At 64.0% G+C, this 13,170-nt stretch carries 8 protein-coding genes; 7 read left to right on the top strand and 1 reads right to left on the bottom strand.

Annotated elements, in window-relative coordinates; translation table 11 throughout:
* Positions 1-4,472 precede the first annotated feature (4,472 nt).
* The gene (locus NWF34_RS12380) at positions 4,473-5,444 is read left to right on the top strand and encodes a ParA family protein (protein WP_058253231.1); all 972 of its coding nucleotides are present in this window, start codon (positions 4,473-4,475) and stop codon (positions 5,442-5,444) included.
* A gap of 227 nt (positions 5,445-5,671) precedes the next feature.
* A complete protein-coding gene (locus NWF34_RS12375; RefSeq protein ID WP_139114226.1) occupies positions 5,672-6,022 on the top strand; it encodes a hypothetical protein in 351 nt (116 codons plus the stop codon).
* Between the two features lie 489 nt (positions 6,023-6,511).
* Here the strand turns inward: NWF34_RS12375 and NWF34_RS12370 are convergent, their stop codons facing one another.
* Positions 6,512-7,207 carry a helix-turn-helix domain-containing protein gene (locus NWF34_RS12370; RefSeq protein ID WP_231742572.1) on the bottom strand — a complete coding sequence of 232 codons (696 nt, stop codon included), beginning with the start codon at positions 7,205-7,207 and terminating at the stop codon, positions 6,512-6,514.
* A gap of 842 nt (positions 7,208-8,049) precedes the next feature.
* Between NWF34_RS12370 and NWF34_RS12365 the strand changes: the two genes are divergently transcribed.
* The 5 genes from NWF34_RS12365 (at position 8,050) to NWF34_RS12345 (ending at position 13,124) form a co-directional block, all read left to right on the top strand.
* Complete coding sequence (locus NWF34_RS12365) at positions 8,050-9,600, top strand: cutinase family protein (RefSeq protein ID WP_258325155.1); 1,551 nt, start codon at positions 8,050-8,052, stop codon at positions 9,598-9,600.
* A gap of 146 nt (positions 9,601-9,746) precedes the next feature.
* The gene (locus NWF34_RS12360) at positions 9,747-10,271 is read left to right on the top strand and encodes a hypothetical protein (protein WP_075862436.1); all 525 of its coding nucleotides are present in this window, start codon (positions 9,747-9,749) and stop codon (positions 10,269-10,271) included.
* Positions 10,268-11,104: a hypothetical protein gene (locus tag NWF34_RS12355; protein WP_075862437.1), complete on the top strand. Its 837-nt coding sequence runs from the start codon at positions 10,268-10,270 to the stop codon at positions 11,102-11,104. The genes NWF34_RS12360 and NWF34_RS12355 overlap by 4 nt, the downstream gene beginning before the upstream one ends.
* A gap of 17 nt (positions 11,105-11,121) precedes the next feature.
* Positions 11,122-12,486, top strand: a complete 1,365-nt coding sequence (locus NWF34_RS12350; RefSeq protein ID WP_075862438.1) for a hypothetical protein — start codon at positions 11,122-11,124, stop codon at positions 12,484-12,486.
* A gap of 17 nt (positions 12,487-12,503) precedes the next feature.
* Positions 12,504-13,124 carry a hypothetical protein gene (locus NWF34_RS12345; RefSeq protein WP_258325154.1) on the top strand — a complete coding sequence of 207 codons (621 nt, stop codon included), beginning with the start codon at positions 12,504-12,506 and terminating at the stop codon, positions 13,122-13,124.
* Positions 13,125-13,170 lie beyond the last annotated feature (46 nt).

Genomic DNA, 13,170 nt, shown 5'->3' with positions numbered 1-13,170 from the left:
GGCGGTGAAGTGCCCTCGATGCTGTTGCGGCGTGAACGTTAGCGGCTTCGGCTAGCCGGCGAACGTCGATGTTCACGGTCGTTGTGTGCGCCTGAGCGCACACAACGAGGAGGCTGTGCAGGACCCGTTCAGCACTGGCCCACCCCTTCCGTGCCCAAGTTGCGGGATCTGAGTTCGCTGCAGCGAAGACAGCCTCAATGTGAGTGCGGACTGGGTCGTCGACGGTGTGGTCGCCTTGCGCTCTTGGCCACGCTGTCTCGGCAGCAGTACGCAGTGCTTTATGCCATTGCGTGAGGGCGTGCGCCTCGTTCTGGCGGAGGTCTTCGCGCAAGCGGACGAGTCCAGGCTTGTGCAGATGTTGAAGCACATCAGTCCAACACCAACCGCTAGCGGCCATCCCGAGCATGATCGACCACGCGTGTGACGAGCGATCGTCGGCGGCTGTGAGCCGCGTGGCTAGGCGCTCAGCCGTAGTTGAGGATAGTTCGGTTCGCGCGCGATCAACCCGTGTGGCAGGCCCCTGCCCGACCAGACGTAGGCCGATAGTCGTAGTGCGCTGCGTGGAGTTTTGCCGCGCGGTTGTTGGGAACCTCGCTATCAGCCACTCAGCTATGTCGGGTGGCGCCGGCCGAGCCTGCATGTCCCTGACGGCGTTGCCCAGTTCCCGTCCGGTCAATAGTGGCGTCGCGTTGCCGCCCGACCGGTGCACAGACCCGGGGATCCGAACTGCGCCCGACACGGGGTTGGTAAGCGGAGAGATGTCGAGGGTTGGAAGGTGCGCGCGCAGCCTACGAGCAAGGTCGGCGACTTTCTCCGCGGGTATCCCTGGGTCAATGACGCGCACCCAGATGTGCCGCCCTCCTGAGGGCCCCGACTGCACTTGCAGGTGGCTCACACCCAAGTCGGTTAGGACGCCGGTAAGTACGTTGGCATCCACAGCAACGGCCTCGGGACCGTACGGTCCTGCATCCAGGTCGAATGCGAGCAGCGTGTACCGGGAATGGCGGTCCGCTAGATACGTCGCGATAGGCACCGGTGGCATTCGTTCTGGCCATGGTGCTGATCGGTATCTGTGTTCATTTGTTGCGTCGACACGCACTGTGGAGCGGGGCGACCACTGCCTCCATTCACTCAGCATGTCCACCCACTAGTGGGTGAGTGCTGCGGACGAATGCAGTCGATTCCCCGCGTGTGGTTGTGCGACACGCGGAGCACAGGGATTGCGGGCACTCCTAGAGGGCGCACGCTACCCTGAGATCTGTCCGGCAAGACAGTCCCTTCGGGGATGGGCGAGAGCCCGTGAGACCGAGCTGGTAACTCAGTCTCGAAACTTCAGATCAAGGACCCTCCGACTGGTAATCGGGGGGTCCTTGTGTTGGACCTCGCGCGTTATTCAGATGTCAGCGTTCGGAAGGTTCGGAGGCTCCCTTCTGGGTTGGCGATGCTAGGCGCGCAGCGTGAAGGTGGCGCAGGGTAGGAAAGATCTGGTTCGCGTCGAAGGCGCGGCACCGGCGTTGATCGACCGTCGTCGGGAGTAGGGGCCGATCGTGGTGCTGGGCTGAAGAACTGCGCAAGCTCGAGCACGATCTTCCGCAGGGACGATCGAGCCGCGGTGCAGCGGCCACCCTAGGACCGGTGCTGCCTGCGCGTCCTGCAGTCATCACACCCCCTCGTCGGCTCGAATCACATCGGTGTAATTGTATGAGCGCTAATTCCGCGCGATTTTATGTTGGTGCTGGACGGCGGGTCAGGGGACATCGAGTAGGGCGGTTCTCGCATCTCCGCAGGTCACCTGCGTTGTGCGGCTGTATTTTCGCGCGAATTTATGCCACACTGGGTGGATGGATCGGTCCGCTGACGGCCGGCGTGGGCGCCTTGGCGCACCCACGCCAGTTCCGGCAGCTATCGAGAACCGGTCGACCAAAGCTCCGGTAGTGACGGCGTACTGCGCTGACCCGCAGTGCCGAAAGGAGTTTCGTAGGACCGCGGGTCGTGGTCGGCCTCGAATCTATTGCTCGGATGCCTGCCGGCGCTCCGCCGAGAACGCCGCTCGACGAATTTCCGCGCAACTTCAGCATCATCGCGAGATGGCGCAGATGCTCGAACGCGACCTTGCGGCGTTCGATTCGTCCGCGTCACCCAAGTCCAACCCGGAGCCCTCGTCAGTCGCTGGCTTAGACACAGCCGTTGCCCGCGCGGAAGGTGTGCTCCTGGGGCTTTCAGACGGGAGTGTTCTGGCAAGCGAGTTCACTCGCTTGCTGGACGCAGTTCGTGCTGCGCAGCCCTCGCAGCAGCAACATAGAGCGGGCTAACCGGCAGGCATCGACAAGCCGTCGGCCTGTCGGTAGAAGCGGCACCGACTGAGTCACAGGCGCGCCTCAAGCGGGCCATCAGTAGTTCGCCGATTGGGTCAGAAGATCTACTCCGCCGCGGTTCTCCGCTCCCCCACCGGCCAGCGGTGCGCGTCGAGAGCCAGCGCGTGACTACAGTTACCGGATCACGACAGCATTTGCGCACCGTTGACCTGCGCAAATCGAAACCGCCTCCCAGTTCCCCGCAGAACGACGAAATTGAGTTTTCCTATCCCCTAGGGCCAAAATGGGTGACAGCTCGTCACGGTGCGATCTGGAGTCGTTTACGTAAGTCTGCCGTCTCAGCGCGATTGCCAGGACTCCTGTCAGCCGCACTAAGCGTTCATTCTTGCTTCCTCAGCCCAACGGGTCGTCGGTACGCGATCGCCCACCTTCAGAATCGAACATCTCCCGCCGGCCCATACGGCCGACCCATACGGCTGTCATCCGGTTGGTGACGACGTCGCCTCAGTTCTCGGAACCCCGCCGCAGCCATCACTCAGCAAGTCTCCCGAAGTGCCGAGAGCCTGGTGGCACTGGGCCTAGCGGCCGAACTCGAGGGGCCGGCGGGCGACACCGGTGCCCCCGGGGGAGTGAAACGACTCGGTGATCTACGTAGAGCACGGAGTTTAGGTGCCCGCCTTGAGCTGCCGCTTGTAGTTGTGGCACTGGTTCCCCGGTCAGCATCAGGTCATCCTGAGTGAGCCCGGTTCAGTTGTGGGCCTATGTCGGTGTCGTGACCCAAAAAGGGGTCCGCCCGGCCAATCCACAGACTTCGAGGACCGCTGTCACATGTTAGCGGATGGCTGCGGCGAGGTAGACCAGCGATCGAGCAAGGCGGACGCGAGCCCCAGTCATCATTGGTGGGACGAAACTCGTCGTGACGAGCTGCGCTGTGGTCTCATGTCTTTATGACTTTGTGCACCCGTGTCGCGGATGGTCAAAGCCGTCCCACCGGGTCAGGTCACTCAGACGCGCAAGTCTGCGCGGGGACCGCTTCGTTGAGCTGTCGGTTCACAAGCCACTCGGTCGACAGCCGAGCTGCGTGGCTATGCCACCGGGCGCCTTGGTCTTTCAAGGGCCTAGTCGAGAGCGCGAAACTCTCTCGGGCGCAGACACGAAGCTTTTGTTCGTCCTGGGTATCGCATCCGCGATCCTGGTTTCCGACTTTCGTTCCCCGCAAACGTGGCTACCGACCGCGTCGATGGCGACCCGCATGCGCACAAACAGCCTGTTCAGGTCGTAATAATGCACGCATTACTTCACGCTGCAAGGCGCGCAGCCACGCGCTCAGTGCAGTCGACAAGACCGTCTAGATGAATCGGGACAACACTGTGGTCACGGAGCTGCGCCCTACGCCCCCCAATGGGCCTTCTAACACGCACTACGACATCCGAGGAAGTGCACCCTCGTTGGTTGCTGCTCGGACCTTCTGCGTTAATGGCCGCCACCAGTCAGACCGCACGCCGACAAATACGTTCCTACGTCTACCTGGACGTACCTTGCACTTTTCGGCGCGCCATACATACAGCGTGAAGTGCCGCACCGATGTACGGGATGGGCCGCAGCGTCCTTACCCCCATACGCTGCGCTGCAGCAACGAACGTACCCACCCGATTACGAAAGCCCATGTCGCACTCAGTACACGTTGCTGTGAAGTGCTAAGTACTGGGCTGCTTGCGTGCGCTCGCAAGGCGACCTATGCGACACAGAGCACTCATGTCCGCATGCACCGCCATAACTTGTTTCACGTTGCAAGCGTTGTGCGTCTAACTGTTTCTCCGTTTACCGGCTCCGCTGATGCGGTACACGAAGATCGATGTACACACCGAACTACTGAACACATACCCTTGCGCGGTGATGGCAGCTCTGTCTAAGCAGTTATGTCTATACGTAACGCAGGACGTAGATGTCGCCCGCCCACCAGGTACATCGTCGTTGTTAACGCCTCGATCATTGCCAAGCTCAAGTGAGTATCTGCGGCGTCGCGCACGGGAGACCTCGCGGTAGAACGCAAAGTCGTCCGTAGCGTGTCGTACACCGCGCGAACCGATGTGCGCTGTTACCCTCTGCGCATAGCGGACCCCAAAGCGCCCGGGAGGTACCGCCTTCCTGCGGTCCATGCGCACCACCCCATTGGAGGACTCAGTGCAACACCTATCTCAACCCGCACTGTCTCGGGTTGTCACGATCGCAAACGGCAAGGGTGGCGTCGGTAAGACGTCCACGGCGACAAATGTCGCTGGTTTGGCCGCTGCCGCCGGCTGGCACGTCCTGTTCATTGAGCTCGATCCGCAGGGCAACGCGGGACGCGACCTAGGCTACGAGATTGATGGGTCCGGGGATTCTGGACAACAAATCTTTGACGCGATCATGCAGGAGAAGGCACTACGACCCAGTCTGGTCAACTACCGACCCAATCTGGACGTACTTCCGGGTGGGAGCAGACTCGACGATCTGGAAGCGATACTGATCGGACGTTCTCAGCGTTCGCCAGGTTCACACAGGCAACTTGCAGATGCGTTAACTCCCATCGCAGCTGACTATGACCTTATAATTATCGATACCCCACCTACACGACCCCATCTTCTACGGTTGGCACTGGCTGCGACACGTTGGATCGTCATCCCGACAAAACCGGACGACTCGAGCATCGACGGCCTGCAGAAGCTCGCTGACGAAATGGTTAGTGCCAGGTCAACAAACCCCGACATCGAGGTCCTGGGCGCCGTGCTTTTCGGCATCGAGGTCGCTGCGAAAGCCATTCGTAGAGAGGCGCGAGCCAAGCTAGACGCAGCGCTAGGAGGAGTGGCCCCGCTGTTCAATTCCGTTGTGCGCCATAGCACCATGACCTCGGTTCAGGTACGGGAGAAGGGTTTGCTCGCCCACGAGCTGGCCGAGCAAGTCGACAACGCCGAGCCGTACTGGAAGGCCCTCAAGGAAGGCAGACGGCCCGACCGTGTGCCAGGCACCGCGCCGTCTCTCGCTGAAGACTACGTCCTCCTCGCCCAGGAGATCCTCCAGGAGATCGACCGACGCGAGACCGAGCAAGATTCCTCCGCAGAGCCGACACACGAAGGAGCACCCGCCTGATGGCCACCGATCGCAAGCCTGTAACCGGTCTCGCGAGGACCGGCGGCGTCCCGGGGCCGCCGCCCCGTAGGCCATCTGCTCCTGCCGCAGCACCAGCGGCGATCCCAGCTGTACCCGACGGCCCAGCGCTACCGCACGATCGACCGCAACCGGCAGCGTCCACTCGGCCTATCTCGCGAGGTACCCGACGCCCGAAACGCGTCGAAACCCGCCCAGACGAGATGCTGGTGCCAGTCACCCTCTCGCTTCCCACGCCACTCTGCACAGCCACCAAGGCGCACAACAAACAGAACGAAACAACTATCGCCGGGACATTGATGGACGCGATTGTCGCCAATCATGACCGCTTGCCGGCGTTAGTAGAGAAGCTCAAACGCCAGCACCACGACGATGGGCTGTTCGTACGAATCGAAGCCAGACCCGAAGAGGAGCGATCTTCCCTGACGTTCCGGATGCTGGGTCGCAACCTGACTGTCATAGACCGCTTAGTTGTCGAAGTCGGTGCCGAGAATCGCTCGCAGCTGTGCAGGGCAGCTCTAGAAGCCCACCTCCAGTCTGAATCAGTGGATTCAGAGTAAGCCGGTACGCCCAACCCCTCGGACGGTTCATCCCTACCGGCCGGTACGGCGGTTCGCTGGCACGAGCTGCACACCCAAACCCGCGGCGTCGCAGCAGTCACGCGGGGTAGGGGGCGACCGGTCCGCGCGATCACCGCAGTTCGATAGTGATGGTCGACGAAGAGCGTCTAAGGTCTGTAGACGTAACGAAACGACGCAACGGTCACGCAAGGGATTGCCAAACCGTACCGCCGCAGGCGAGCCTCGGATTCGCCCGCGTTCGACGGACGCGCAGGGTGTTTACCCTTCATTTCGGTCTAGTATCGGTGTACCTTCGGTTTGCCACCACCAATGGCGTCTTGTGGCGCGACGCGATGAACAAAGACTGCGCGGCCTAAAGACTGGTTTTGCCGGATAGTGCTCTCGGGTCGGGTTGGAGGTTGTATTAGACCAACCCGACCCGCAGGGCCACCGAACCTAGCAACGCATGAGGAGAGCACCGACTCCGTGTCAGTCAACCTGCTCTGACTGACTCGCTACGAACTCAGCGAAACGCGTTTCGTATCGCCGAACCTGAGGCATCGACATCGAGTAGCCGGCTAGCCACCTCAAGTAGTTGAGGTCATCGCTGTCTGAGGCGGACTCGCCTTCCGGCGGCGGCATTCGCAGATGATCATCAAGAACGAGGATCAGATCAGCGAGAGTGCCGTCACGACGCGCTATTTCTGCCTGCCTGATTATCCACGCTCGGGTCAATCTGTCGGTCGCATGACGAAGATTCGACACCACAACGCGCTGGTCCTCGGCGAGCGAAGGCGACAGGTCATCGACAGCGCGCACCTTCCGAGTCAGTTCGGCCAGCGCGTCGGTTCGAATGAACACTCCGTACGCAGAGGGCGTCAGGGGACGTGTGGGGCGAGAAGAGATCGGGTCATTCGTGCCCGCGGCCAGATCGGTCGTGGGCTCATCTCGCAGAGGTTTCGGATCTCCTCCCTCGAAAGCGCGAGCGGCGCTTCCCGCGGACCACCGCAGCGGAGCGTCCAGCTTAGTCAACGTGACGAACCGCGGTTTAGCCATCAAACCCTGCTCGAGGCGTCGCACAGTCGCGTCACTCGGCCCGCCGGCGAGGCTTATGTCGGCTTGCGACAGTCCCAGTTCCTGCCGGCGCCGCTGCACGAGGCGCCCAAAGCGCAAAGCATCGGCCACACCCGCACTCTAAGCGCCGTGGACCCGTTCCGGGGCAGCCCCCTCCCCAAATGTCACTAGTGCAAGGCTACCGTCGGTTTACATTCGGTTTAGCATCGGGTTATAGTTCGGACTGGCGCTCGGATAATGAAAGCCGTTTGTAGGGTTGAGCCGCCAATAGAGCAGCTTATGCACTGGAGATACACATGCACAGCAATTAGACACAGGGTCTCAGACTACGAGTTTGACCCCGGCCCGGACGCTGCAAAGTTTGGCGACTCGAACGGCGTCCGGACCGGGTGAATACCAGCTCGATGCGGTATGTGCGGGCATCGAGGCGGGCGTTGAGCAGTGTACCTGCGGGTATGGGCTGACAACGGTCGTCTGGGGTGGGCTGCTCCTACAGCTTCGAGGAAACCCTTGGAGTGAAGGACTCGCATGACGAACCTTCTTGAGCCCGATCCTCGTGGGCCAGATTGGTCTGGGCGTGTTGCTGTCGACTTTCGATCGATGGCACGGGTCCCAGGCTCCGGAGAGGGACGGTCAGATTGCCGTCGAACAGTCCCTCTCCGGAGCGGTGGTTGGCGACTGCACGCGAGCGCGATTGATTTGCCGTCGAACGGCTCGCGTGTGGTCGCCGGAGGGGTCAGCTCCCTGTCTTTCGATGGGGGGCCGGCCCGGTGACCAGTGTAGAGGTGATTGATCCTGTCCAGAGGGGTGGACAGGACTCGCGACGCTCGCCCTGGGGGGCGGCCTTGGCGGTGATGGCTACGGCGGTTATCGCCCTGGCCAGTGTCGGGGTCGGGAACGTGTCGGCGGCGCCAGCGCAGCCGGGGGGTTGCCCGGGTCTGATGGTGTACGCGGTGCAGGGCACCGGCCAGTCGTCGCCAGACGCTGATCCGTCCAAGGACGCGGGGTTCCTGTCCCAGGTACTCCATCCGGCGATCACGGCCGCGCGCGGGGATATGGACCGTGCGTATGTACCCTATGACGCTGGCTTCGGTGGTGCTGTGGCTGGCGGAAAGGTCCCGTACGAGCAGTCCGTTCAGGGCGCAGTCGCCAAGACCTTGTCCTGGATCAAAGACAAGGCCGCCGCGTGTCCGGCCACGAAGTTCGGTCTGGTCGGTTACTCCCAGGGCGCTCACGTCACTCGGATCGTTTTGAACGACATCGTCGGTGGCAAAGCAGCGATCGGCGCCGACAAGCTGGCTCTGTTAGCCAATCTCGGCGATCCCGGCCGACCTGAGGGTGCGCCGTTGTTCCCCGGTAAGCCGGGGCAGACCTCTCCTGACCCGGTGCCGGGGACCAGCGGCGCGAACGTGTCCAAGGTCGTGGCGGTGTCGACGACCAACGCGCCGGGCGGCGGTATCGCCCCTGTCGGCGACGTTGAGGACACGTCGTACCAGGCCATCGCGGGGCGCTATCTGTCGGCGTGCACGCCTGGCGATCTCGCTTGCGATGCCCCGGCGAATGCTCCGTTGGCGCGGTTGGTCACCAACATCGCCGGCCAGTCGGAACTCAACCCGGACGATCCGATCGGGTCGTTGTCGACGATCGCCGAAGCGCTGGCACTGACCGCAGTGAAGACCGCGGTACCGGTAGTCAATGAAGATGTGCAGGCGTCGGAGAACAACCTCGAATCGTTGAGTTATCAACCGCGCCAGACGTTGTCGGAGCGGTTGGCGGTGGCCTCGGACCCGCGTACGCCGTTGCCGAGTGTGCAGGATGCGCTGTCGGCGGTGATCAAGGTGGGCACGATCGGGTTCAACGCGGTAAAGACCGTTGTGCAGACGGTCGCTACTCCGGGCACGATCGCTGCGATCGCCACCGCGGGTGCTGCGAATCCGTTGGCCATCGTCGGCATTCTGGGGGCGAAGCTGGGCCAGGCAGCGGTCACGCTGGTCCCACCGGCAACCCAGGAACGTCTTGTCTCTGAGGCGTTTACCGCGTTCAAGTCCGAGTTCCAAGCGAACTCCGACCTGTTCAAGGTGTCCTCGCTGTTGAAGTACTGGGATGCGGCCAAGCAACACGCCTCGTACTCGGAGGTCTCGGCCACACCGACAGGCCAGCCCCCGACGAAGTTGATCGGGGACTGGATTGTGGCGGCCGCACGCGACATCGCCGGCAAGGACGGCGGGTCGTCGAACTCGCCCGATAGCGGCAGCGGCGGCGATGACTTCTCGTGGCTGTTCGGGGAGGGGTCTGCTGGTTCGTCGACACTTCCATCGTTGACCACGACGTCGTTGCCGCCGAGCGCTGCGACGTCGGAACCGGCTTATCCGTGGGAGCTCGGCACCTCGTCACCATCGGCTCCGTCCGAGACAGTTCCCTCGGGGGCCTCATCGGTCCCGCAAACCACACCTCCCGGCGGCGCGTCCGGGCTGCCGCCGTTCCTCAGCGGGGCCTCGCAATGAGTCTGATCGTCCTCTCGGCCAACCCTTCCCGCGTGTGCGGGCGCGGGTTGTGCCGCGCTTGTGGTGGTGGTCGAACCACCACCGCCAGCTAGACCCATTCTCTTCCACTCACGCACCCAGCGAATCACTCCGGAAGGAGCGAGTACATGTTCAGTGACAGTGCAATCCGACCCCCGCTCGGGGGACATGTCTCTCACAACCTCGGACATCCGGGCCGTCCCATCAACCCGCAGGCAGGTGAGCCGGTGTGGTTGAGTCCCGTCGATCTGGTCACCGCAGTCACCGACCCGGCCACAGCGGTGATCCTGACCGACGAGAACGGCTGCGCGTCGACTCGATGGGGGATGGGCAACGGCCACAGCATCACGCGGCTCAAAGAAGCGTACGACGAACGGGCGCGGTGCGTACTGCCCGGTGACCGCGGCTACCGTCTCGACGCGAACAGCGTTGTGCTGGTGGTTGGTTCGAACGGTTCGTTGCCGGAAGAACTGCTGGTCGGCGCCACCTACCGCGACGTGTTCGACAACACGCTGCACACCATCGACCCGTTCTCCCTGACCGCGGCCCGCCGCGGTGTGTTCGGCGATGAACACCCTCTGCACTGGCACCTCGCCGAGTGCGATCGCTGGACCCGCGCATACCGCCCCGGGGGCGAGGTGAAGTTCGGATGAGTACCGGTTGGCAGAACGATCCGAGTGTGCAGACCTGGCTGCACACCGCCGAACCTCACCCGGACCAGCCCACCGAGTGGAACGACGAGCCGACGCCTGCTGAGCAGGACATCACCGCACCCATCGATGACGTCGAACCCCTCGACGACAACCACTACAGCTACGCCGCCCACGAGGACCCCCAGGTCGTCGAGTTTGAGGATGTCGAGGACGACCCTTACGTCGAGACTGTCTATCCCACACCGACTGTCGCTCGAAGTACGCCACCTCCGGCGCCTCCGGCACGGGGGCAACGTCGGTGGTTGCTGATCGTGGGCGCCTCGGTGGGCGTGATCGTCGTTGCGGTGCTGGTGATCGTGTTCTCGATCAAAGCGGTCGTTGGCGGCGGGGGAGGCGACGGCATCACCGATCCGGTCGCCGCCATGGACACCCCAGACCCGTTCTCCGATGCAGTGGAATGCCCCTCGACCACCGAAGGGTCCACCACCACCGGCCGCGACCCGGGTGACCTGACGTCGGGCCCGAACGTGATCAAAGCGTTCAACTACGCCTACTTCCACTGGCGTTCGGGGCCGGCCGCGCGGGCGATGGCCTCGTCCAATGTCGAGGGCATCGGCAGCGCTGTCGATCTGCAATCAAGCATCGACACGCTCAATCCCCAAGCGCGGTATTGCCTGTCGATCGACGAGACCGGCGCCGATACCTACCGCGTGGAGGTCACGTTGATCCTGCCCGACGGCACCCGCGATCCCGACCCCGATGTCCAGAACATCACCACCACCCAGATCGGCGAACGCACCTACATCGCGTCTGTCACACGAAATAAGAAATAGAAAGGTCACCCCCTCCCATGTACCTCACCTCACCAGCGGTCACGTCTCCGCGGTTCGACACCCCGCCCCGGCGGTCGCGGGCACAACGCCGGCACCGCACCACCCCACCAGCCACCCCGTTCGTCGGGACAGTGCTTGCTGCGCTGATGGTTTCCGGTTCCTTCGGCGCTACCCTCCTGGTCGACAGCCCTGCCGCAGCCTACGAACAGGGCGGTGTCGACCAGGGCGAGACCGACGACGGGTTCGAGCAGGGCGGCGTCGGCGGTGGTGGCGACGACGCAACCCCACCGGTCGCACCTCCGCAGCAGACTGCGCCAAGCTACAACTACAACCCCGGTCCGGGCGCAATTCCGGCACCGCCCCGGGAAGCTCCGTATCGGCCCTACGCCGATCCGCAGGCGTACAACCAGCCCAACTACGACACCGTCTACAACCCGGCACCGCCGCGGGCCTACACCTTGCCCCGCCCGGTCGCGCCGGTCCGCCCGATTGCCCCGCCCCCGAAGACGTTGCGCGTGGGCAACTTCCTCGTCGAGGAAGACCAGCTCAAACGTGATGCTCCCTGGCTGACCGACCGTCAGCGGGTCTCGATCAACGAGTGGTCGGCCTATGGCGAAGCGAAGATCGCCCAGGGCCTCATCTCGGTCGGCGTTCCCGAAGACGAAGCGTCCCGCCAGGCCGCGGCCACCATCATCGGCGTGGCGCTCGGCGGCACCGCAGGTGCGGTCGCCCTCGGCGTGCCCGCCGCAGTGACCGGCGGTGTCGGTGGTGCGCTGATCGGTACCGGCGTGGGCGCAGTCATCGGGTCGACCATGGTGGTGCCCTTCCCAGGCGCGCACACCGGAACGGGCGCAGCGATCGGCGCCGCAGCCGGTGCGGCGATCGGTGCCGCCGCCCTGGGTATCCCCGCGGCGATCGTCGGCGGTGTGGCCGGTGGAACGGCCGGCGGACTCCTCGCGCACGCACTCGGTGCCGGAGATCCGGGCGCGAACCCGCGTCAGCCCGGACTGCCCGGCCAGCCCGACCCGAACCGCCGCGCCCCGCAACCCCGCCCGCAACCCGCTCCGCTGCCCAACCCCGGCGCCAACCAGTTCGAGCTCCACCTACCTGCCGACCAGGCGACCAAGGCCGGTCTACCTGCGGTGCACTACCAGGTCAGCGTCGGTGGAGATGTCAACGCCGAGACCACCATCGGCGGACAGACCTACACCGCGAACTGGACCGCTGAGCAGGCCGAAGCCCCCTACAAGGCACTGGGCGGTGCCGCCGATCAGGTGCGCAAGACCGTCACCGACGCCGCTGTCGACCTCTCCCGGCACGCCGAGAAGGCCGTCCCGGGTCTCAAGGTCACCTTCCCGCAGCTCACGCCGAAGGGGGCATAACAACGATGGCCGCGAGTGTGGAGACGGTGTCGGCGGCGCAGAACGCCGGAGCGATTCGGGGTGCGTCGATTTTGCCGCCGAGCGCATCGGAGATGTTGGGGCGGCGCACGACCCGGTTACCGGCGCATCTGGTGGCGGCCGTGGGCTGCCACGGCGGTGCTGGTGTATCCACGCTCGCGGCCCAGCTCGAGCATGTCGGCGATTCCGGCCAGTTGTGGCCCGGGCGGGCCGACGAGCCACCGTTCGCGGTACTCGTTGCGCGAGAATCGGCGCGCGGCCTGGCCGCAGCGTCGCTGGCCGCCCGCCAATACGCGACGAACAATGCGCCAGCCCATGTGCAGTTGCTGGGTTTGGTGCTGGTAGCCGGGCGGAAGGGAAAGCCGACCGCCCGGCTCCGGCGCGACCGCGAATTGCTGGTCGGGTCGGGCCTTTTCGCGAACGTGTGGCACATCTCCTGGCACGACTTCCTCGTCGACACCCCGCTCAACGAGCTGCCCTCGACCGGCCCCGATCCCGCGCCGGCCGCGCGGCGGTCCGATCCGCGCACCGTCGTCGCCCCGGACATCGCCGCCGTCGGCCAGGGCCTGCGAGACGCCGCGGTCGCGGTGATGTCGAACGACAACAGCACAACCCCGTAACGGCACAACTGCACAACCCTCCACACCTCACGAGAAGGAAGAGATC

The sequence above is a fragment of the Gordonia sp. GONU genome, from assembly GCF_024733855.1.
GTDB lineage: Bacteria > Actinomycetota > Actinomycetes > Mycobacteriales > Mycobacteriaceae > Gordonia > Gordonia amicalis.
This window is presented reverse-complemented; position numbering and strand designations above follow the sequence as displayed.

Excerpts from the sequence above, each read along its gene's own strand:
- NWF34_RS12380 (WP_058253231.1), top strand. The coding sequence starts at position 4,473 with ATGCGCACCACCCCATTGGAGGACTCAGTGCAACACCTATCTCAACCC.
- NWF34_RS12350 (WP_075862438.1), top strand. The coding sequence starts at position 11,122 with ATGTACCTCACCTCACCAGCGGTCACGTCTCCGCGGTTCGACACCCCG.
- NWF34_RS12360 (WP_075862436.1), top strand. The coding sequence starts at position 9,747 with ATGTTCAGTGACAGTGCAATCCGACCCCCGCTCGGGGGACATGTCTCT.
- NWF34_RS12355 (WP_075862437.1), top strand. The coding sequence starts at position 10,268 with ATGAGTACCGGTTGGCAGAACGATCCGAGTGTGCAGACCTGGCTGCAC.